General features: G+C 43.2%; 20 protein-coding genes. 5 read left to right on the top strand and 15 right to left on the bottom strand.

Features of this window, described 5'->3' with window-relative positions:
- Positions 1 to 33: 33 nt before the first annotated feature.
- From eat to ABID99_RS07895, 13 genes are all read right to left on the bottom strand, one after another.
- Positions 34 to 1386, bottom strand: a complete 1353-nt coding sequence (gene eat, locus ABID99_RS07955) for an ethanolamine permease (protein WP_373613376.1) — start codon at positions 1384 to 1386, stop codon at positions 34 to 36.
- Between the two features lie 271 nt (positions 1387 to 1657).
- Positions 1658 to 2014 (bottom strand): sugar phosphate isomerase/epimerase family protein, encoded by a 357-nt coding sequence (locus ABID99_RS07950; protein WP_373613375.1) that lies wholly within the window; start codon positions 2012 to 2014, stop codon positions 1658 to 1660.
- A gap of 7 nt (positions 2015 to 2021) precedes the next feature.
- Positions 2022 to 2588, bottom strand: a complete 567-nt coding sequence (locus ABID99_RS07945) for a hypothetical protein (protein ID WP_373613374.1) — start codon at positions 2586 to 2588, stop codon at positions 2022 to 2024.
- Between the two features lie 588 nt (positions 2589 to 3176).
- Positions 3177 to 5777, bottom strand: coding sequence for a glucosidase (locus ABID99_RS07940; RefSeq protein WP_373613373.1), 2601 nt, complete (start codon positions 5775 to 5777; stop codon positions 3177 to 3179).
- A gap of 180 nt (positions 5778 to 5957) precedes the next feature.
- Positions 5958 to 6458 carry a hypothetical protein gene (locus ABID99_RS07935; RefSeq protein ID WP_139159966.1) on the bottom strand — a complete coding sequence of 167 codons (501 nt, stop codon included), beginning with the start codon at positions 6456 to 6458 and terminating at the stop codon, positions 5958 to 5960.
- A 61-nt stretch (positions 6459 to 6519) separates the two neighbouring features.
- Positions 6520 to 7590 (bottom strand): dipeptidase, encoded by a 1071-nt coding sequence (locus ABID99_RS07930; protein WP_176627500.1) that lies wholly within the window; start codon positions 7588 to 7590, stop codon positions 6520 to 6522.
- A 14-nt stretch (positions 7591 to 7604) separates the two neighbouring features.
- Positions 7605 to 8717: a D-TA family PLP-dependent enzyme gene (locus ABID99_RS07925; RefSeq protein WP_176627501.1), complete on the bottom strand. Its 1113-nt coding sequence runs from the start codon at positions 8715 to 8717 to the stop codon at positions 7605 to 7607.
- 124 nt (positions 8718 to 8841) lie between these two features.
- Positions 8842 to 9345: a RidA family protein gene (locus tag ABID99_RS07920; RefSeq protein ID WP_223266270.1), complete on the bottom strand. Its 504-nt coding sequence runs from the start codon at positions 9343 to 9345 to the stop codon at positions 8842 to 8844.
- 125 nt (positions 9346 to 9470) lie between these two features.
- Positions 9471 to 10547: a hypothetical protein gene (locus tag ABID99_RS07915; protein ID WP_188832624.1), complete on the bottom strand. Its 1077-nt coding sequence runs from the start codon at positions 10545 to 10547 to the stop codon at positions 9471 to 9473.
- A gap of 91 nt (positions 10548 to 10638) precedes the next feature.
- On the bottom strand, positions 10639 to 11745 hold the full coding sequence (locus ABID99_RS07910; RefSeq protein WP_188832625.1) for a hypothetical protein: 1107 nt from the start codon (positions 11743 to 11745) through the stop codon (positions 10639 to 10641).
- A 107-nt stretch (positions 11746 to 11852) separates the two neighbouring features.
- Entirely contained in the window at positions 11853 to 12668 is an 816-nt protein-coding gene (locus ABID99_RS07905) for a hypothetical protein (protein WP_373613372.1), read from the bottom strand.
- A 29-nt stretch (positions 12669 to 12697) separates the two neighbouring features.
- A complete protein-coding gene (locus ABID99_RS07900) occupies positions 12698 to 14254 on the bottom strand; it encodes a phosphatase PAP2 family protein (RefSeq protein WP_188832627.1) in 1557 nt (518 codons plus the stop codon).
- A 30-nt stretch (positions 14255 to 14284) separates the two neighbouring features.
- Complete coding sequence (locus ABID99_RS07895; RefSeq protein ID WP_373613371.1) at positions 14285 to 15217, bottom strand: transporter; 933 nt, start codon at positions 15215 to 15217, stop codon at positions 14285 to 14287.
- 26 nt (positions 15218 to 15243) lie between these two features.
- On the opposite strand from ABID99_RS07895, the gene ABID99_RS07890 reads away from it, so the two are divergent.
- On the top strand, positions 15244 to 15405 hold the full coding sequence (locus tag ABID99_RS07890; protein ID WP_373613370.1) for a hypothetical protein: 162 nt from the start codon (positions 15244 to 15246) through the stop codon (positions 15403 to 15405).
- 68 nt (positions 15406 to 15473) lie between these two features.
- Here the strand turns inward: ABID99_RS07890 and ABID99_RS07885 are convergent, their stop codons facing one another.
- Complete coding sequence (locus tag ABID99_RS07885; protein WP_373613369.1) at positions 15474 to 16025, bottom strand: hypothetical protein; 552 nt, start codon at positions 16023 to 16025, stop codon at positions 15474 to 15476.
- A 162-nt stretch (positions 16026 to 16187) separates the two neighbouring features.
- Here ABID99_RS07885 and ABID99_RS07880 point away from each other — a divergent pair, with 162 nt between their 5' ends.
- The 4 genes from ABID99_RS07880 (at position 16188) to ABID99_RS07865 (ending at position 19542) form a co-directional block, all read left to right on the top strand.
- Positions 16188 to 16748 carry a YeeE/YedE family protein gene (locus ABID99_RS07880; protein WP_373613368.1) on the top strand — a complete coding sequence of 187 codons (561 nt, stop codon included), beginning with the start codon at positions 16188 to 16190 and terminating at the stop codon, positions 16746 to 16748.
- Between the two features lies 1 nt (position 16749).
- The gene (locus ABID99_RS07875; protein ID WP_373613367.1) at positions 16750 to 17160 is read left to right on the top strand and encodes a DUF6691 family protein; all 411 of its coding nucleotides are present in this window, start codon (positions 16750 to 16752) and stop codon (positions 17158 to 17160) included.
- Positions 17161 to 17220: 60 nt separating this feature from the next.
- Positions 17221 to 17805: a TlpA family protein disulfide reductase gene (locus ABID99_RS07870; RefSeq protein WP_373613366.1), complete on the top strand. Its 585-nt coding sequence runs from the start codon at positions 17221 to 17223 to the stop codon at positions 17803 to 17805.
- 189 nt (positions 17806 to 17994) lie between these two features.
- A complete protein-coding gene (locus ABID99_RS07865) occupies positions 17995 to 19542 on the top strand; it encodes an alpha-N-arabinofuranosidase (protein ID WP_373613365.1) in 1548 nt (515 codons plus the stop codon).
- Positions 19543 to 19852: 310 nt separating this feature from the next.
- Here ABID99_RS07865 and ABID99_RS07860 read toward each other — a convergent pair whose 3' ends face one another.
- Positions 19853 to 22429, bottom strand: coding sequence for a phosphoenolpyruvate carboxylase (locus ABID99_RS07860; protein WP_373613364.1), 2577 nt, complete (start codon positions 22427 to 22429; stop codon positions 19853 to 19855).
- Positions 22430 to 22571: the final 142 nt, after the last annotated feature.

Below are 22571 nucleotides of genomic sequence, written 5' to 3'. Positions count from 1 at the left end.
ATTCAAAAAGCGAACAAACAAATGACTTATGACTCAATGATTAATGACCTCATCATCCATCGGTGCGCTCATCATGTCTTCTGTTAATGCAACTTTATGTTTACCCATCACTATAAAAATCAGCAATACAATTACTAATCCTCCTGCAAAAATGAGGCTCATATCGGGGTTAAAATATATAGTAGCAAATAAGCATACTACACAAATAACCAAAGCTATTGCCGGGAAAACCGGGTATACCGGGGCCAGGAAGGGCCGGTTTAAGCGCGGCTCCTTTTTGCGTAGTATAAACAGGCTCAGCATACTCATGATATACATAACCACTGCACCCAGTACCGAGAGCATGATGATCTGATCTGTTTTAAATTTATAAATGAAGATGGAACTTACTATACCGCTTATCACAAGGGCCCAATGCGGCGTTTTGAACCTGCGGTTAATATCAGATAGCATCCGGGGTAAATATCCACTGCGCGCCATGGCAAATACCTGCCTTGACGAAGCAAGGATGATCCCGTGCAGCGAGGCAATCAAACCAAACAAACCTATACTGGCAAATACTTTGGTTAAGCCATTACCTTTGCCCAATACTATCCCGATAGCCTCGGGCAAGGGGTAGTCTAAATGGCTTAGTTCGCGCCAGTCGGTAAGCCCGCCGGTTATGACCATTACACCCAGCGCTAACACTACCAGCGTTATAATAGCCGATATATAGCCGCGGGGAATATTCCTTTTCGGGTTCTCCACTTCTTCGGCCACCATCGCAACCCCTTCAATGGCCAGGTAAAACCAAACTGCAAAAGGCAGGGCTGCAAACACACCAGCCCAGCCAAAGGGCATAGGATTGGTGAGGTAGTTTACCATTTTAAAATGTGGCGATACAATACCAAGGTAAAGCAGCAGCTCAATTACGGCAAGTATAGTAATGAACACCGAAAACGTAGCCGATTCCTTTACCCCAAGCATATTTAAAAGGATAAAAAGAACATTAAAGCCCATAGCGGCCTCTGCTATAGGGATAGCCGGGTATAAAAAATGCAGATAACTCCCTAAAGAAACTGCTACAGCAGGCGTAGCCACCAGGAAATCAACAAGGGTAGCGTAACCGGCAATTAACCCGCCAAACGGTCCCATAGCCCGATACGCATAAGCAAAAGCGCCTCCCGCATGAGGTATGGAGGCGGTGAGTTCGGTATAGCTAAAAATAAATGTAATATACATCAAGGTGATAACCAGGGTGGCTATGAGCAAACCTATAGTGCCGGATACAGCCCATCCCAAATTCCACCCGAAATATTCGCCCGAAATAACCAAACCTACGGCTATGGCCCATAAATGGATAGGTTTCAAAACCCTTTTTAAATGTTCTGTAGATGTTTCTGCCATGCGCCGCCGTTATAAATAATATTTTATCGCCTTAAATTACTCAACAGGCAGGTTAAATCAAAATTACGGTACATTATGGAATTGTTAAGCCATACTTTTCCGAAAAATACAACAAGTTCCGGCGTCTTCTTTTACAAAAAAAGCTCATAAACTAAAATAAGAGGCAAACAACAATCGTTAGCAAACAAAACAGCCGATAAAACTTAATTTATCGGCTGCAATTCTATTATAAAACAATTAATAGTTAACGATTAGGATATCACTCCCCTATTTACACCATCAGCTTATCCTTCAAATATCCCATACTGGCTGTAATACTTGCAAAGGCATCTTTAGGCATATCATGCTCTACAAAAAAGTGTTGCATACCTGCTGATTTAGCCGCTGCAAAAATTGGTTTAAAATCAATAGTGCCGCCTCCTACAGGTTGTATATTCTGCCTGCCTGCATCCAAATCTTTCACATGCCAAAGCGGGAAACGACCGGGATGTTCCTTAAACATTTCTACCGGATTTTTACCTGCCTTAACGGCCCAGGCCAAATCAAGCTCCATTTTTACATTACCTGCATCTGTTTCGCTTAATAATAAATCATAAGGCACTTTACCATCAACCGCGTGGAACTCCATATCGTGGTTATGATATGCAAACTGGATGCCGGCTTTTTTTAGCAGCTTCTCCCGTTTTGTTCAGCACCTCAATGGTCGATTTTATTTCATCAAGCGTAGCCGTAGGCGAATTGGCACAAACCAGGTATTGAACGCCGCCTTCAGCAACCTCGTCAATCACCTGCTGCATATTATCGCGCAGGTTCAATACAGGAGGCAATACCATCGGCTTACCATCTGCACCTGCAGGCATTTTTGCTCCCGGTGGCAGTTTAAACGGAGCGCCAAGAACATGGTGCGAGGTCCAGCTCATGCCCAGGTTATTCACCATGGCTTTAAATTCTTTAGGCTTCATACCATAATAGCCGCCTTTTTTACTAAAGGCCGATTCCAATTCCTTGTATCCTATAGCTGCAATTTTGCTCAATGTGCCCTTTACATCTTCGTCAATAACGCCGAAAAAAGTAAACAACTGCAGTCCTACAGGATGATGCTCCATGTTACTCAAAAAACTTGCTGCTTTACCCGATAAGGCCATGCCGCCAAGCACCAATGCACCGGTGCCTTTAATAAAATTTCTTCTGCTGTAAATCATGCTTGATAATGGTTAATAATTAACTGGTACAGTAAAGCTAATTAATTAATAATAAGCCAGGAAATTTATTGTGTCTTTTTTACACAATAGTTTTATATAAAAGCTAAAAGCGCAATACTGAAAGTTTAAAACCGATAAATAGGTGGAATCAATATTAGTTAATGTTATCTATAATCTTTGTTAATTAACTATCACATGGTATTATTTAGTTAACAAACTGACGGGCTGCTGCAGAGGTGCAAAAAGTTTGTAGAAATAAATAGATGAACGTTAAGTGTGCCAGAGGTACGCAACCATTATGAGGATTTAAGTCGTTAAGACTCTACTCACAAAATGATATTTTTAATACGATCTTTGGGCGTTGCCTTCGGCCGGGCTATCCGCTCATACGCCTGCAGGCATTACGCTCAGGGCCGGTATCCGCTCCTATCCCTAACGCATTCAAAATAAAAGCATTACCTGTTTAATTGATCCTGATCAAACAATTCCAGGTAATTGATTATACAACGCCGACAGTATAATGATTTTTATTTCTGTAAATTTAGGTTATCAGGTTAACATTTATAAAAAATACAGGGTTGTGAGCTTTTACTCCAGGTACAAACAATTGGCTATCAAGCCTGTCCAGCCGGTTTGATGTGCGGCACCTAAACCAAGACCTGTATCGCCATCAAAAAACTCATAAAACAAAATGTGATCTTTAAAATGCGGATCGGTTTGCAGTTTGGGATTTTTACCATACACCGGCCGCTCAGCATTTTCGTTTTTCATAAACAGTTTGGAAACCCGGGCATATAGTTCGTTCGCTACCTCTTTCAGGTTCATAAAATTTCCCGAACCGGTTGGGCATTCTATTTTAAACTCGTCGCCATAAAACATATGGAACCGGTGCAAACTATCAATAATCAGGTAATTGATGGGCATCCAGATAGGGCCGCGCCAGTTGCTGTTACCACCAAATAAACCGCTGTCACTTTCGCCCGGCACATAGGATATGCCAAATTCAACTCCATTTACCGAAACATGGTAAGGGTGTTTAAGGTGATACTTTGAAAGTGACCGGATCCCGTAGTCGCTTAAAAATTCATTTTCATCTAACATGTATTTGAGCAATGACTTCATCCTGTAACCACGCAGCAAACTTATCAGGTGTTTGCCGTTGCTTCCCTTCTCGTTCCAGCGTGAAACCAGCGATGCAAGATCGGGGCGATTTTCGGCAAACCATTTCATGCGGTCTTTAAACACCGGGCTTTCCGTAATATCTTTTTCATCCAATACCTCGGTAGCAAACAGTGGAATCAGCCCTACTATACTCCTAACCCGCATTTTAATAGAACCATCATCAGGGAAACGGATCTGATCATAAAAAAAGCCGTCGTCATCATCCCAAAGGCCTTCATTGTTTTCGCCCAGGTTTGACATGGCCCCAACAATATAAATGAAATGCTCAAAAAACTTAGAAGCGATATCAGCGTAGGCTTTGTCGGTTTCGGTAAGTTCGGTGGCAATGCGAAGCAGGTTAAGCGAATACATGGCCATCCAACTGGTGCCATCGGCCTGTTCCAAATGCTGCCCGGATGGTAAATGCATATTACGGTCAAAAACACCGATGTTATCCATGCCCAGGAAACCACCCTCAAAAATATTATTGCCCGATTGGTCCTTGCGGTTAACCCACCAGGTAAAATTGAGCATCAGTTTGTGAAAAACCCGCTCCAGGAAATAAGTATCCCCTTTTCCATTGTTATTTTCCTTATCGGTTTTATATACGTTCCATACAGCCATGGCATGTACCGGAGGGTTTACATCGCCAAAATCCCATTCATAGGCAGGCAACTGGCCGTTAGGGTGCATATACCAATCGCGGGTAAGCAAAATCAACTGATTTTTGGCAAAGGCCATATCAACGGTTGCCAGCGGCAGGCAGTGAAAAGCAAGGTCCCAGGCGGCAAACCAGGGATATTCCCACTTATCTGGCATTGAAACAATATCGCGGGTATTAAGATGCGTCCACTTACTGTTTCGGGCTTTTTGCCTTTGTGCAGGCGGGCGGGGCATCCCTTTATCACCGCTAAGCCAATGGCGGGTATCTGAATAGTAAAACTGCTTGTTCCATAACATGCCGGCAAAAGCCTGCCGCTGAATAAGGCGGCGATCGGGGTTCATGGTAGCGCCATGAATATCGTTATAAAACTGGTCGGACTCTGTTTGGCGAACAGCAAAAACCTCGTCAAAATCCTCAAAACTATAATTTGCATCTTCAGACAGTCGCAAGCGTATAGTTACGCTTCGCCGCGCCGGGATATTTAAATCGTAGTTTATAGCTGCTTTGGTACCCATGTTTTTAGGATTTACTGTATCAGCACCATGCACAATATAATCGTTTATACCATCCTTATAATACTTTCGGCCATCGTCATAATTATAAAGCCTGCGCGAGTTAGTTTCATTATCACAGAACAGGAGTTGAGCTTGCCCTTCGATGTGCAGCCACATTTGCCCAAGGTCTTTATGAAAAATGCTGATCACTTTATCCGAAGAAGCACAAAGATCTGGTTTGCGCGAATCATATCCCCAAGCCCAGGTATTGCGGAACCATAAAGTAGGCATTACATTAAGCGGAGCATCCTCTTCACTCCGGTTATGAATAGTTATTTTAATGAGGATATCTTCCTGGGCGCTTTTGGCATATTCGGTAAAAACATCAAAATATTCGTTACGATCAAAGATCCCCGTGTCCATCAGTTCAAATTCCGGATCCTGGCGGCCGCGGCGTTTGTTCTCATCAACCAGCCATTTGTACGGAAACTCGTTTTGCGGATATTTATACAACGTTTTCATGTACGAGTGTGTAGGTGTACTATCCAGATAGTAGTACATCTCTTTCACATCCTCGCCATGATTGCCTTCGGGGTTGCTTAAACCAAAGTATCGTTCTTTAATTATAGGATCTTTTTTATTCCATAAGGCGATAGCGAAGCAAAGGTATTGCTGCCTGTCGCAAATGCCGGCTATGCCTTCCTCACCCCAGCGGTAAGCCTTGCTGCGGCCCATATCATGGGTAATGTAGTTCCAGGCATCACCATTTGCACTGTAATCCTCCCTCACGGTACCCCACTGCCTGTCACTTACGTAAGGCCCCCACTTTTTCCAGCCTGTATCCTTTAACCTTGATTGTTCTGCATTCATAGTATAGATGACAATTTACACTATCCCTAATTTAAGGTAAGTGTTTCGCAAAGTAGATTTAATTAAGGAAAGTTACAGATATAAAAGGCAGGTTTTACTGTTTAATGAAGAAATGGAAGGATTTGGGGGTATCTCTTTCGACTAAAACTTATCGATGACTTAACCTTCTATCTTATAAATCTACCATTCGCCCCAAGAATGAAACATTGTCATCCGGTGCTTATTGGCATCTACCAATACATACCCTTTTGCTATCATAGCCTCTCCCTCAGTTACATAAGTCCAACCAGAATTAAATTCATACAGGGTACAGTAATCGTTAACGCAACCCGAAAAACTTAAATCAGCTTCGGTATTACCACCATAAACTGCTAAATCTGCTTTATCTGGTGTTTTATTGCCTTCGTTTCTGATGGAGATTTTTTTATTTCTAATGGTGTCGATAACCATGGTCTGTAGTAACCTCCAACCGTTGCCTTCTGCAAATCTGATTACATCCTGGCTATTATAATTACGTAACCGATTTTTCCAGGCAATCGTGCGTGTTCCGCCCCATGGTCCCTGATCGCTGGCAGATTTTATGATATGATCGCTGTCAAACCCTTTCCAAAACCCTGCCGGGCTCAATTTATTACAGCTAACCAATATCACAGCAAAAGCCATTATTGAAATCCGCTTCATCGATATCAAAGTAGATTAACATGCTGTACAGCCCACTGCAAACTAAAAACTGCCAACTGATTTACGCCCATGCATTCCTTAAAAACCTGAGCCAGTTGCCGTGCATCATATTTTGAATATCCTCATCAGTATAACCGCGTCTCTTTAACAGATCGGGCACTTTTTGCAGATCGGCAATGGTTTCAAGGTCATAAGGGCATTGCTCACGTCCGAAAGCGCCATCCAAATCAGTACCCATACCTACGTGCAGGGCATTACCGGCAATCTGGCAAATATGATCGATATGATCAACCATAACTTCCATATTACAGTTCATTCCTTTTGGGGTAGATACACCCCTTACCCATCCGGGCACCATCATCCAGGCATCAAGGGCGGCGCCGATCACTGCGCCGCGGTCGATAAGGGCTTTGATCATCTCATCGCTGTACTGGCGGTTATGATTTACCAGTGCCCGGCAATTGTTATGACTTGCCCAAACGTGCCCGTTAAAATGATCAAGTGCTTCCCAAAAACTGTCATCGCAGAGATGGGTAGCATCTAAAATGATATTCAGCCGCTCCATTTCTTTAAGCAACTCATGACCTTTAGGCCCCATATAGCCGGTAGCATCAGTACCCTGAGCATATCTGCCGGGGCCATAATGCGCCGGACCAACAGCCCGCAAGCCATAATTATAAGCCCGTTCCAAATGCTGAACCGTCACTATCGAATCGGCACCTTCCAAACTTAAAATATACCCCACCGGCTTTTTTTCTGCCGGGGTACCATCATTCCAAAGTTCCAGGTGTTTTTCAAGCGACGGCAGATCATTCACCTGCACCATTTCGCCTGCATCTTCCATAGCCCTGTACCAGGCTACTTGTCCCTGGGTTTGTGCCCAGGCCTGCTCGGGCGAATGCCAGCCGGGCAACGGATTATCCGGCGCTACATAACGCCCTATCTGGGTAGCTACTACCAGGCCAATATTCCCTTTACGCAATTCGGGCAAGGTAACAACAGCGTTGGCACGATCTGGCTTATCGGTTAAGCCTTCTTCGCGTTGGTTTACTTCAGCAAGCGGGCGCGTAAGGTCGCGGTTCCACTCCAGGGCGTTCATGCTTAAATCTAAATGGGCATCTATAACAAACATGGTATCAGGGGTATTTAGATGGTAATTTTGCGGTCGCGGGCCTTGTTAAGCCACTCACCGGTAACATTTTCGTTTTCGATAGTATAAACGCGCTCATACAACGCAACCGTAGGGCAAACATGGTGCGGAATGCCGTAAAGCACATCGCCTATTTGATATTGATGATTATCGCCTGCCTCAACCACCAAATGTTCTTCGCTTTGGCTCACCGGGTAAAGCTCCTGCGCATTTAAAAAATAAATACGTTTGCTTAATTCGTTTTCAGCCGATATCGACTTATGCCCCACATCCAGACAAAGCTTTGTTGGGCCGGGCAGGGAAATCACCCGGGTAACAATCAATGCTGCAGGTAAAAAGTCCTGCTCAGGCATTCCCACCTGGTAACCTTTATCCCAGTAAACAAACGTACCCGGGCTGCATTCAACATAATTACGTTTGGCATGGATAGGAAAAGTTGGTGAGCCTCCTGCTACGATAACCGGTTCGGGGTAACCTTTACTTTTTATAGTTTGCTGCAATTTAAGCACAGGATCAAACGCAAAATTACAGCGTTCGGCCCGTTTCTGCAGGTCTACATCATGGATGTGGCCATCATAGGCATGCAAACCCACGGGGTTAATGCCCGGCAGTACGCCGCAGTCCATATAAAGCTGAAGGGCTTCAAAACCAGGCGTTATACCGGTGCGGTTCATGCCTACGTTCAAATCCAGGTATACGTCGATATTGGCATTAAATCTTACCGCTTCGTCAGAAATCTCTTTTGCCGATGTGGAGTTATCAACCAAACACGAAAAACGCGTGTGCGGATAAGCATGGATCAGCCTGATGAAACGGTGCAGTTTAGGCCCCAGGGGTTGGTAAGCCAGCAAAACATCGGGGGCCTTGTTTATGGCCAGCAGTTCGGCCTCAGCAATGGTGGCGCATTTGAACTTACGGATGCCGGCTTCCAGCAGCAAACCAGTAACCTCAGCATTTTTATAGGTTTTAACATGTGGGCGCAAACGGGCAACATCACCGATCATGTCGGTGAGCCTAATAATGTTTGTTTTAACCCTGTCGGGATAAACAACCATTGCCGGGGTATCCAGCTTATCAACATCCTGTATATTATACCAGTTGGGCGTCATGGGTTTAATATTTTTTCATGTAAAGACGCATAATTGCGTCTTCGAACATCCAGAGCCGCCCTTATGGTGCCTCTGCAAGCGGGAGACGCAATTATGCGTCTCTCCAGAATGGAAATTGTAGATTTTATTCTAATTCAAACAGCGCTTCAATTTCAACGGGGATATTATCAGGTAATGAGCCCATACCCACCGCGCTGCGTACGCCTATGCCGTTCTCCTCGCCCCAAATTTTGGCAAAAAGTTCGCTTGCGCCATTTATGATGAATGGGTGCTTTTCAAATTCGGGTGTACAGTTAACCATACCCAGCACTTTTATAACACGTTTAATTTTATTAAAACTGCCGATGTTGGCTTTAATGGTAGCGAGCATAGTTAAACCAACCTGTTGTGCAGCAAGCTTGCCATCTTCCTGGCTTACTGTTTCACCAATGCGGCCAATAATCAGCGAAGCATCATCCTGTACCGGACCATGGCCCGACAGGTATAAATATTTACCATCAACTAAACATGGTTTATAAACGCCAAGCGGCTTTGGTGCAGGCGGCAGATTTAAACCCAGCGCTGCAAAGTTTTCTTCGGGAGTGTTCATGAACGTAAAACTATTGTTTTTAAGTAAAAAAGTATCCATAAAAAATAATTTTACACGAATGCTGTCTGCCGAAGAGAATTTAATTCGGAAAAATTAGTTTTAAATAAAAAAGCCGGGGATCTCACTCCCGGCTTCACCAAATCAACTAAGTAGTATATATAATCTCAAAATTTAAACGACACACCAAAATTGATAGCATAATCGGCAAATGCCGCGTCGCCGATAACGTATTTACCGGTGGCTATCGAGTTTTCTTTATCAGTAACACTTTGTGTGCGGTCGCGTTTCAGGGCGATGGGCACGCTGGCAAAGATATTTACCCTTTTAAATGCATAGCTCAGGGCAGGCTCTGCAGAAATGATATAACCCGGACGGCGGAAAGCATCGCTTTTACCTATCAGGTCATGAACAGGGATCCCTTCAATACGGCCACCTGCAGATATGGTAAACACATGCGCTATGGTATAATTAACACCTAAACGAGCCAGATACTGATCGGGCACACTTGAAATAGCTTCGTTGGCCAGTGATGAGCTCAAAGTTTCACGATAAGTGCGGGTGCCGTTGGTATTGCGCGGATTACTCATATAGTACAAGTTAGTATACCCGCTAAAGCCGCTGCCAAAACCCAGGTAACCGTTTGCTTCGGCAATGATGCCCAGGCCACCATCGCCTAACTGGATGGATTGATCAACAGGGCGCTCGGAAGGGATGACATTGTAAAAATGTGATTTATAATTAAAATCGCCGGTAGGCAACTTGATACCTAAACCAACCTGGATATTTCCCCTGGTTTTACGGCTATCAAACAACCACCTGTTAACAACGATGCGGGCATCGCCAATACCCTGCGAGTATGAATTATGGCGCTCTTTACCGCCGTGCTCATATAATGAAGAGCGGGTATTAACAAGATAAGGTACACCAACAGATACTGACCAATACTGGTTAAAATTACGGGTAAGATTTAGATCAAAAGTATGCTGATGGTTGATCACCTCGTTACCTATCACCAGGCGCTGCTTCTGCTCGTCGCTGCCCTTAAAGTGGCGAAACGATTTAAAATAGCGCCATGAAGCGGTGAGCTCCCAACCTTTGTATGAAGTGTCCTGCGTAGTATGTTCCATGTTACTGAACGGGCCATCTCCTTTAATGGCAACGCAGCCTTGCGCGTGTACACCGGTATAGGTAAGCAGCAGGCACGTCGCCGTGCAAAAAAGAAATTGTAAAGTATGTTTCATAATATGTTGTTTAAATGTAATTGCACCTTAAGCAGTGGTTAAATAAAGTCGGGGTCTCAATCCCGACTTTAAAATCAACAAAACCAATTTTCTATTTAATTCTAAAAGTTACCCCCACGTTAATGGCATAATCTGCAAATGCAGCATCACCCTGGGCATAAGTTCCTGTTAAGCGGGTTGTAATTTTATCCGGTACGCTTTGCGTACGGTCGCGTTTTAAGGCTACAGGTACAAAAGCATAAATTGAAAATGATTTAACACGATAGGTAACGCCAGGCTCGGCAGAGATGATATATCCAGGCCTGCGGAAGCCATTACTGCCCCCTACCAGGTCATGCACCGGCAGGCATTCGTAACGTATACCGGCTGAAAAATCAAACTTGCTGACGCCGTAGCTTGCACCGCCGCGGATCATTACCTGGTCGGGCACGCTCATAACATCGCTGCCGTTAGCAACCGCTTTGGCACTTGGTGTACCGCCACGGGCCGATGATACACCATTTTGCTCCCTTGGACTAATCAGGTAGTAAAAGCCGCCATACAGACCAAAGCTGTGTGTAAAATTGTAATAGGTATTGATCTCGGTGGTGATACCGGTTCCGCCGTCACCCAACTGAATGGATTGATCAACCGGTCCAAGCGTTTTGCCATCGTTGGCAGCTGTATGATAAAAATAATCCTGATAGTTGTAGTTTCCGGTTGGCAGTTTTAAACCCAAACCAACCTGGATATTTCCGCGGCGGGCCTTTGCTGGGTTTAGCAACCAGGCGTAAGCGGTTAAACGTACATCGCCCAAACCAAAGGAATGTGTTTCCAAACGCTCCTTACCTCCATGCTCATATAATGATGAGCGGCTGTTATCAACTATAGGTAAATCAACAGCAAACGACCAACGGTTATTAAATATGCGGGTTAAAGTAAGATCCTGTGTATATGAATGATTAATTACATTAGTTCCTTGTTGAATTCGTTGTTTTTGCTCTTTGGTACCAACGAAGTGTTTATATGAGCGAAAGTAACGGTTATTGCTGTTTAACAACCAGCTGCCATTGTTGGAAACACTATCAGGATGTTCATCCATAGTGCATAAGCCGCCTGTGCTCCTGATGGCAACGCAGCCTTGCGCATTTGCCTTTGCAAAAGTTGCAAATATGATGACCGTTGTAACGCCAATAAATTTCAGTACCAGTTTTTTCATAGTATTATTAAAAGTATTTGTGTGCATTTGCAATTGTTTAGTTAATATATTTACAAAGCAGGGCGATTTTTCAACCTGTTCAATAAACTTTTTTATGTTTTGATGATTTAGCTTACTCTTAAATATGATGTATGTTTAAAAGGCCAGAGAATATAACCAGCCGGTGCTTTTTTAACCGCAAACCATAAGGCCAGCAATACACCGTAGCTGCCGCCGCGTTCTATCCACTCAAACATTTCGTATTTTGGATAAAAGAGCTCGCTGGATATTTTCCATATAATAAAAACGAGGAGTATATTTTTAAAAGGACGAATAAGCACTGTTAACGCAGCCAGCACTTCAAACAAGCCAACAAACTGAGCCGTTTTAGCCGGTTCAGCAAAACCAAGCGTATGGTATTGACTTAATAAACCTTGCTTTTGGATAAGGTTGAGCCAGCCATGGCCTATTAGCAGCAAAAATGCAAATACCCTTAACCAGGTAATAACTTTAGCCAGGGTTTCGGCATTGATACTAACATTATCATCCATATGGGCAAACCATTGTTTTTTACCTAATGGGAACCCTCCCTGTACCAACAGTAAAGCAAACGGTGCACCATAGTTGCCGGCACGTTCAATGAACTCGGCAAAAGGTTCGCCCGACAGTGGGCGCATAGATGCAGTAGCCAGTCCCCAAACCACCAGCCATGCAGCTATGGCACGGGTTGGATAAACCAGCATAGAAATGCCCATTAATATATCCACGGTACCTACATAAGGCATCAGTGTATAGGCCATTTCTTTACCGATACCGAAAACACCAAAGTAGTTACACCAGATTTGTTTGGTAATAATACCAAAGCAACCGTGCCCTATAAAGCACATAACTACAGCCAGGCGAAGCGTGTGATATATTTTCTGATCGTTTGTTAAGCTGCGCATTGTTTATTCGTCCTCAATTCAACATCCTGTTATTTTGCGTCTGCCCTATCAGCCTTCCCTCTGTTAACTGCGTACTGGCCAACTTTATTTCCGGTTACCAAACCAACTTCGCAGTCGCTACGATAATGAATAGCCCCATACAACCTCGACATAGCCGCCGCATGCGCCATATCGGTAAATTTACTCCCCCTATCAGGCAGCAAATAGGTTAGCACAGTAGCAGCCGCACCGCTAAAGTTAGAGTGGCCTGATGTATAAGCCGGGAAGTTTGGCACCCCGGTTAAGGTTTTGATATTTGGATTGGCTTGCGACGGACGCTGGTTAAAGTAAAAATATTTGGTATCCCAGCATACAATAGCAGCATCCATTTCGGCCATGTTTAACAAGGCAAAGTTACGAGCCCAGCGTACTTCGCTGTAATTTTGTTTTACAAATTCATCAGCTGCAATAGCATTCCAGTGACCTGTAGGCGTATAAGTACCGGCACCATCGGCCCAGAAAGCAACCAGCTCTTCATGATCGCGGCTATGGTCTTTACTGAATGACAATACTTCTTCTGTTTCTTTTTTAAATTCGGCCGAATTTGTTGCGTACGGAGCCGGGGGCCTGATTGCAGCTACAGTAGTTGAATCGAACAAGAAAGGCGTAACTTTTGAAAACAACGGCAGCATTGGTGGCCTTTTGGGGGTTTCCAGGCTCACCCAAAATTGCTCGCCTTTTGCAGCGGTGATGGTTTCAAAGTTTTTCCAGATAGCAGGAGAACCGCCGGCCTTGCCTGCACCGTCATTACGGGCGCGGGTAGCAAATATGGCGGCTACCTGCCTGCCTAACGATTCGCCGGCAGCAAATTCGCCACGGGTATTAGCTCCTGATGCCATCCTGTATAATCTTTCTTCATCAACCTTTTGTTGTATATAGGCTACATCCGCAGGGAATAATAATTTCATGATCTCAGATGTCGCACCAGATACTACCGCGTCCTCGCTTGGGTACGAGGGCAGTTCGGATGCCGGGATCAGTGCTTTAACACCCGAGTCATTTTTATATGGTGCTGTACGTTTATAAACGTTTTTGAAATGCCATGCAGCTATCAGCGCATCATATTGTGCAGCACTTACATAAGCGTAGGCACGTGCAGCATAAGGCGGGTTTGAAAACGGAAATTCAGGGTAATTAAAAGGATTGGTAGAACTTGGAGCCGGATAAGTACCATCAGGGTTTTGGTATGGCGGTATATTATGTTTGGCTACCAGTTCGCGCAAAATCTCATTCCATCTTAATACAGAGCCCGCGCTCCAATATTGGATCTTTGACTGCTGATCACTGGTTAGATTTTTCTGTAATCCTTTGATCTCGTTCAGATCGGCTACATAGGCCGGTGATGTAACAGCATCAGGCGCGCCTACGTTCAACACACTAAAATCTTTAACAAGCACGGGGTTCCAGGTATCGGCAGTAAGGTCAAGATTTGAGGGTTTAAGTGCGGGATACAGCGAAGTACGGTCTAAAATATCCTTTCGGCATGAGCTAAAGGTTACCGCCGCCAAAGCTGTGATTGTAAATATATTAAGTATAGTTTTTTTCATTTCATTGATCATTGATTGTCCAACCTGTTATTACTTCTCCTTTTTGGTGCTAAACACATAGTACACACCTGCAAATCCCGACCGGGTTTGGCCTACATTACGTCCGTTTAAAACATAGTTACCGCCTGCAGTAAACTCAAGTCCGCTGACAGACTGGAAACTGTATTTCAATATTAGACCAACAGCTGTGCTATTCATGCGGTTACTTGGAAAAGGCATATCGTTTTTACGGATATCAAAGCCGCTTGTGCTTGTAATCTTTGTAAAAGTGGCCTCGGCATTAAATTTGAGGCTGCGGTAGCCGCTGCTAAACATAAAGTTGGTAGCGTTTGGTAACTGCACCTCATTGGTGTAATGCATTTCGGTAGTGTAGTATGAATTTCTATCGATAGTAATATTATCGCGGCGAATGTACTGACCTGAGCCTGCCACAAAGAATCTGCCTGTTTGATAGTTAAGCAACGCACGGAGCGCTACACTTTTACTATGTAAACCTACAGATAGGGGTAAATAATCGGCCTCATAATTGGCTAACGGCAAACTACCTGTAGCAATTGCATGAACGCTGAATAAACCGCGGCCTATCTCTTCTTTTACCGCCATCCATTTAAATGAAACCATAAGGTCCTGAAATGACTTTTCGCCCCTTAAAGTACCCGCAGAGGCGTTGGTGGTTACGTAAGGCACCATAAATAGCAGGTTGATCCGGTTTGAAAGACCATAATTTCCACCCAGACTGTAAACATTGGTACTTACAGTGCCCAAATTTGGATTATCCCTTTTAAAGGTACCCTCCCAGTAGTGGTCCCAACTCCCATGGGTGTATACTGCGGCAGCACAAAAATAATTTTTAGGGATCATCAATGCGTCAGCATCGGTTTGGGCTTTGGCACATTGTGCAACAGCCATTAAAAAAGAAACTACAATACAACATCTGTAAAAATACAGCGACATAAATTTCATTACGTTTAAATAAAGGGTATAAAAAAATGGTAAAACAAAAGCCGGATCAACATTATCAACTGAAATCGCTTAACCACCGATTTGTTGATAATACATCAGCATTAAGAAGCATGATCAAAGCTGTAAACGAAACTGTTGTACCTAAAATTAACAGCACAGTTGTTGTGCAGGTTCAAACAACAAAATGATAAAAAAAGCTTTGTGTCCTTAAGAGCAGGCACAAAAATCAATTTAACTCATAATTTACAGGCAATAATCAGCAGGCAGAGTTTGGCGGTTTGCCGGGCGACTCGATGAAGGGTGAATTTACATGGTAGGCTATAGGGCGTGGTTTTACCTTTAATGTCCTTCCGTAAGATAAGAATTGGTAATGCATAACCTGGAAGCTGTATTCGCCCCCGGCGTTTATCTTTTTTTGCGATGAATCATGCCCCTTTTTACTTAAAGGCACATCGCTTATTTCTTTAGCAATAATGAGGTTTGCATTAACCAAACGGGTTTTAACACTATTGGCTATACAAATAAATGACATGGTATCCTGCGTAACCTTATAACGCAGGTAATTGTAGTAAACACCTTTTAATTGCAGTTGCCCCTGATCATGGACATAGCCACTCCAACTGTGAATTTTGGGAAGATGTACAGGAATCTTGATCTCTACAAGTTTGGTAGCGTCAACCTTATTTTCATAGATCTGCTTAACAATTTGTACTTCGGACCGGTGAATAAAATACTCAAATACTAAACTGTATCCGCCCAAATTGAACAGATGTACGTTTAATAAAAGTATCGCTATAAGCTTCTTCACCAAAAGAAATTTTGTCAGGGTATATAATTGCCAGTAAATATATGTAACAATATTGTTAAAACAAATAAAAAGTAAAATTGTATCAATCACAATTAAACGCCAGCCTAATTAGGATTTTGCCAATCTACATTAGATATATTTGCGGGTATTAACCCGTAAACTATGGATCTGATAACCCAACCCTGGCCCTGGTATGTAGCCGGCCCGCTGATAGGCCTTGTTGTACCTGCCCTGCTTATTATCGGAAATAAAACTTTTGGTATCTCATCATCACTGAGGCATATCTGCGCGGCATGCATTCCGGCTAATATTTCCTTTTTTAAGTATGATTGGAAAAAGGAAAGCTGGAACGTGTTTTTTGTTGCCGGCATTGTTTTGGGCGGCTTTCTGGCTGCACAATATCTTTCTGCTAATCATCCGGTTAATATCAATCCGCAAACCCATGCATTGCTGCAACAACAGGGAGTTAAAGATTTTAATGGTTTATTACCAAAGGATATCTTCAGTTTTGGTGAACTGCTTACCTTAAGGGGTTTTATTTTTATGGTGACAGGCGGCTTTTTAGTGGGCTTTGGCACCAGGTATGCCAACGGCTGCACATCCGGCCACGCCATCATGGGAATCTCGAACCTGCAATGGCCATCGCTGGTGGCTACCTGCTGTTTTATGGCAGGCGGTTTCATCATGAGCTGGTTTATTTTACCCTACCTATTACATTTATAATATGCGCAATATCAAATACCTGTTTGCAGGCCTCCTTTTTGGCATAGTGCTGGTGAAATCAGAAGTGATATCGTGGTTCAGGATCCAGGAAATGTTCAGACTGCAATCGTTTCATATGTATGGTATCATTGGCAGTGCTATTATTGTAGGGATGATCTCTGTTATGATCATTAAACGTTTTAAGATCAAAACCCTTACCGGCGATGCTATTGTTATTCCCGACAAAAAATTTAGCTGGGGCAATGTATATGGCGGGCTGATATTTGGCTTAGGCTGGGCAATTACAGGTGCCTGCCCCGGCCCGCTGTTTGCGCAGATTGGAAGCGGCTTTTTGGTTACTTCAGTTACGCTTTTAAGCGCTATTGTGGGGACATGGGTTTATGGCTTGCTCAGAGAAAAATTACCACATTAAATTAATTTCATGCAAAGGTGCGAAGCAGCAAAGGATTTACAAGCACTTAAATATTACTTCATGATCCAACGAAAAAAGATCCCGGTTTCAAATATTTTCAGCATCCTCATTATGGCATTGGCGTTGTTGATAATTTTTAATCCAAATGCAAAAGGCTATCTGATCAGGGGATTGATGTCGCTGGGTTTTTTCCAGCCCGATCCCGGGGGGTACGCTAAGCATCACGAAAATATTGCCAATGTACCGGATATCCAGTTTAAAGATGCAGGCGGTAATACCATATCGTTAGGCACCTTAAAATCTAAAGTGGTATTTATAAACTATTGGGCTACCTGGTGCCCTCCCTGCATCGCAGAAATGCCTAAGGTAAATGAACTCTACAAAAAATTCAGGAACGATCCAAAAGTAGCCTTTCTTTTGGTTGATGTAGATAACGACCTGCCCAAAGCCAAAGCTTTTATGCTTAAAAACAACTACGACCTACCTTTATATATACAAATGAGCAATGTACCCGGCACTTTACTGGATGGCACTATCCCTACTACTCTCGTATTTGATAAAGAGGGCATGCTTATTTATAAGCACTCCGGCGCGGCAGATTATAGCAGCGAGGAATTTGAAAAATTTATGAGGAACCTTGATTAGCTTGATTAAAGGATTCCCTGATAATACTTTTCTTAAAGGCTAACCACCGGTTTTATTCAATTATGCTTATAATTCAAGGTAATCCTTTAATCAAGCTAATCATGGTTAATATTTTTTATTGTTCTTTTAACACTTATTCTCATTTTTTTTCTTTTCTTTACTGCACAATTAGTTAAATCCTAAGTTTCAATGAAAAAGAACCCGTTTTTACACCTCGGCGTTATCGCTTTGTCCTTATTGAGCTCGGCATCCTTCGGGCAAACAGGTACACTTAATATCAGTACCGATTCAAAAACAACCATTAGCAAGCACATTTACGGCCAGTTTGCCGAACACCTTGGCCGTGGCATTTATGGAGGCTTTTGGGTTGATAAAACCCTCCCTGTAAAAAAACAGGACCGCATCAGGCTTGATATTGTTGATGCCCTTAAAAAGATAAAGATTCCTAACCTGCGCTGGCCCGGCGGCTGCTTTGCCGACGAATATCACTGGCGCGATGGTATTGGTCCGGCTACCGCACGCCCACGCATGGTAAATACCAATTGGGGCGGTGTTACCGAAGATAATAGCTTTGGTACGCATGAGTTTTTGGAACTTTGTGATTTACTGGGTTGTGAGCCTTATATTGCCGGTAACGTGGGCAGCGGCACGGTTGACGAAATGTCGAAATGGATAGAATATCTTAATTCAAACAGCAGCAGCACGGTAGTACAGGAACGCAAAAAGAATGGGCATCCGGCTCCTTATAAAGTAACATTTTGGGGCGTAGGTAACGAAAGCTGGGGTTGCGGCGGCAATATGACACCTGAATATTACTCCGACCTTTTTAAACGATACGCTTCATTCGCTAAAGATTACCCCGGCGCCAAATTAAATAAAATAGCCAGCGGACCGAATGCAGATGATTACCGCTGGACGGAGGTTTGCATGAAAAACATCTCGAGCGGTATGATGGCAGGTTTATCGTTGCATTATTATACCATACCAACAGGTAATTGGGGCAAAAAAGGTTCGGCAACTAACTTTGACGAAAAAGAATACTTCAGCACTATGGTAAACTGCCTTAAAATGGAGGAACTGGTTACCAAACATTCGGCCATTATGGATAAATATGACCCGGATAAAAAAGTGGCCCTCGTTGTTGACGAATGGGGCATCTGGACCGATCCGGAACCCGGCAACTGGGGTGTTCTGTATCAACAAAATAGCTTGCGCGATGCTTTAATAGCAGGCACAACGCTTAATATATTCAATAACCATAGCGACCGTGTTAGAATGGCTGCACTTGCACAAGCCATCAACGTGCTGCAGGCGTTGATATTAACTGATAAAGAAAAAATGGTGCTTACGCCTACCTACCATGTATTTGATATGTATAAAGTACACCAGGATGCCAAATATCTGCCCATTAAGTTGAGCGTACCTGATTACGAAGTTGACGGCAAAAAAATTGAAGCTGTAAATGCATCTGCTTCGCAGGATGCGGCCGGCAAGGTACACATCTCATTAGTTAACCTTGATCCGCACAATACCATTACTATTACAACCAGCCTTAGCGATATAAAATGGCAAACCGTTAGCGGCCAGGTATTAACTTCGGCTAAATTAACAGATATTAATACATTTAAAGATGCCAACAAAATTCACCTTAACGCTTTTACCGGCGCTAAAAAAGACGGTGACAAACTGGTAGTAAGTCTGCCTGCAAAATCAATCGTAACACTCGAATTGAAATAAAATTCCTTTCCCCTAAATACAAATGAGGCTGCATCAAATACAAATGATGCGGTCTTTTTTTTTGCATATAAAGCAATTGAACAAACACGGATAACCAACCTGTTAGTTTTAAGCTTTACGTATTCTGCTTTTAATTTTATAATGGCTCCCGGTTTTTTCTTTAAGTTGAGGACAGAGGCTTTTCAGATCAAAAGTTAAAACCTTTGAAAAAGTTTTTAACACAGCCCATCATGATCATATAATTAAATCAAAAAAATCCACCTGCTATTGCTAACAGGTGGATGGGGATATAAATTAAAACAATAAACTCTTAAGCCAAATTGCGCCCGGCATTTACAATACCGTAAACCGTACGGATCACCAGCTTGTTATAAACATCATTAAGCTCGGTATCCTTTTCATAATTGATACATTGCAGGGCGTAATGCTGAATGATCACCAACGGTAACACTATTTTTTCGCGAATAGCGATAGAACGGCGCTCAACCGGGTATTCTTCCATCAGTACGGTGCTGCCGGTTAGTTCAAGAAGCATTTCGCGGGTAAGAATAAACTCATCGCGAAGCATTTTCCAGAAGGTGCCAAATTTTTCATCCTGTTCCAGGTACGCTGTAACCCTAAAGTCCGACTTCGACATCGACATCATACAGTTATCCAGCATAGTTTTAAAGAAGCCTGATGTTTGATAAAGCTCTTTAATCTCGTCCCAGCCGCCAGTTTCTTTAACCTGTTTAAGCGCAGTACCTACGCCGTAAAAGCCGGGGATGCTTTGCTTTAACTGGCTCCATGAAGTTACAAAGCTGATGGCCCTAAGATCTTCCAGTTTTAATTGGGCCCCAGCATTACGCTTGGTTGGACGACTGCTAATATTAATCCTCGACAATAATTTCAGCGGACTGAATTTTTCAAGGTATTCAACAAACAGCGGATGTGCGCGCAGATCGATAAACAGCTTGTAGCTCACGTCGGCCATTTGCTGAATGAGTTCCTTGTGACGGTTATCAAGCAGATCGTTACGGTTGGGGTGCAATGCTGAAATAATACCTGCATTGATCAGCTGTTCCATATTAAATTGGGCCGTTTCAACCGAACCATATTGCGAACTAACGGTTTGCCCCTGTATAGTTAACTGGATATGCTCGTTAGCAATCTCTTTACCCATCGATGCATAGAAACGGTGTGTTTTACCACCACCGCGTGCCGGCGGCCCTCCCCTGCCATCAAAAAACGCCAGTTGGATGCCGTATTTGCGGGCCATCGCGGTAAGCTCAACTTTAGCTTTATATATCGACCAGTTAGCCATCAGGTAACCGCCGTCCTTAGTACTATCCGAAAAGCCAAGCATAATAGTTTGCTGGCTACCCCTGTTTTTCAGGTGCTCGGCATAAAACGGATGGGTATATAATTGTTCCATGATGCCTGCAGCATGTTCCAGATCGTTCACGGTTTCAAACAGCGGCATAAAATCGATGCTTAAGCTGTCTTTTTTCCACCCGCTCCATAAAAACAGGTTAATCAACTGCAAAATATCCGAAGCGCGCTGACAGTTACTGATAATAAAGCGCTGGCACGCCCTTTCACCATTACCCTGTTGAATTTGCTTAACCAACCTGATCGTATCCAGTGTATCGTGGATCATAGCATCTTTTTCCTCTTTAGGGCAAACAAAATCGGCCTCTTTAAAGGTGATGCTCTTTATTTTATCTTCCTCGCTTAGTTCCGAATAACCTTCCGCTACACCTGTGTCAATATTTTTGGTTCCGTAATCAAACACCTTACGTAAAATACGGCTGTCCTGCCTGATATCAAGTGTTGCAAAATAGCATCCAAAAAGGCGTACCTTCTGGATCATATCCTCAACAATATTCACGAACAAACCATCGTGATCCCGAAGGATAACTTCTTTTATAGAAAGCAGCAACTCCAGTAGTTCGCCTTGAAGATCAACCGGGGTTAACTGTTCATTAGCGTTTTTGTAAAACAGCGTTTCCAGTTTAGTCATGGCCCCCTCAACACCGCGGAAAGTAATTCGGCGTTTAAGTACCCTGAAATCCCGGTAGTAACACCTGAACAGGCGCTGCCTTAAAAAGCTGGCAACTTCTTTAGTGGTTTGGGTAGTTACGTTGGGGTTACCGTCACGGTCGCCACCCGGCCAAAAACCAAGCTCCAGTATCTGACGGCTTGCAGCGTCAATATCAAACTCCTCTTCCAGTTTTGACTGGATCCCAGATACGGCATGATAAAATATATTTTCCAGGAACCAGGAAAGGCTGATAGCCTCATCAACCGGCGTTGGCGATGTTTTATTAAAGAATGGTGTTTTACCTAATTGCTGCAGCAATACATCAATATTATTGATGTCGTTGGTTTTTACAGCTTCAATTAAATCCGTCATGATGCCCAGCACCGTACCGGGATAAAACTGCGTAGGGTGAGCGGTAAGCACCAGGCGCAACGAAAAATCTTTTAATTTTTCACTGATATCCTGCCGGCTTTCATCACTGATGGCTGCTTGCTGCAACAGGCTTTGCAGGGTACCACTGTCATCAAACTTACCTATTTTATTAAATGACGAATCTTCAATGGCGTCAAATAAAACCACCTGCCGTTCAATGTACTGAATAAACCTGAACATGCGGTTAATCTGCTCGCGATGATCGATATCCGGTACATACTTTTCAAAAAACGACTCGATAATATCTGTCGGCGAATCATGGGTGATAGCGCCTTTCTCACAATGTGAACTAAAAAACGGTAATAAGATCCCTGTATCCTTTACCTGGTAAAACGGAAGTGTTTGAAACAAACTGTTATATAACTCAAATCGGGTAACAACCTCGTTATTGAAGGCTGCTTCTCTTTGGCTGAGTTTTAACGTTGGCGACATAGTAAAAAATTAAATTGAGGTAAAATTGATTGGTTTAGCTTTTGGCCTTTTCCGGGGGGTGAATTTACTGATCTTTAATTTAATTTCATCGAAAAGTAAATATTTATTAACACAAATCTTCAATTAATGCCATTTTTATCAA

This window comes from Mucilaginibacter sp. OAE612 (assembly GCF_041806395.1).
GTDB classification, from domain to species: Bacteria; Bacteroidota; Bacteroidia; order Sphingobacteriales; family Sphingobacteriaceae; genus Mucilaginibacter; species Mucilaginibacter rubeus.
This window is presented reverse-complemented; position numbering and strand designations above follow the sequence as displayed.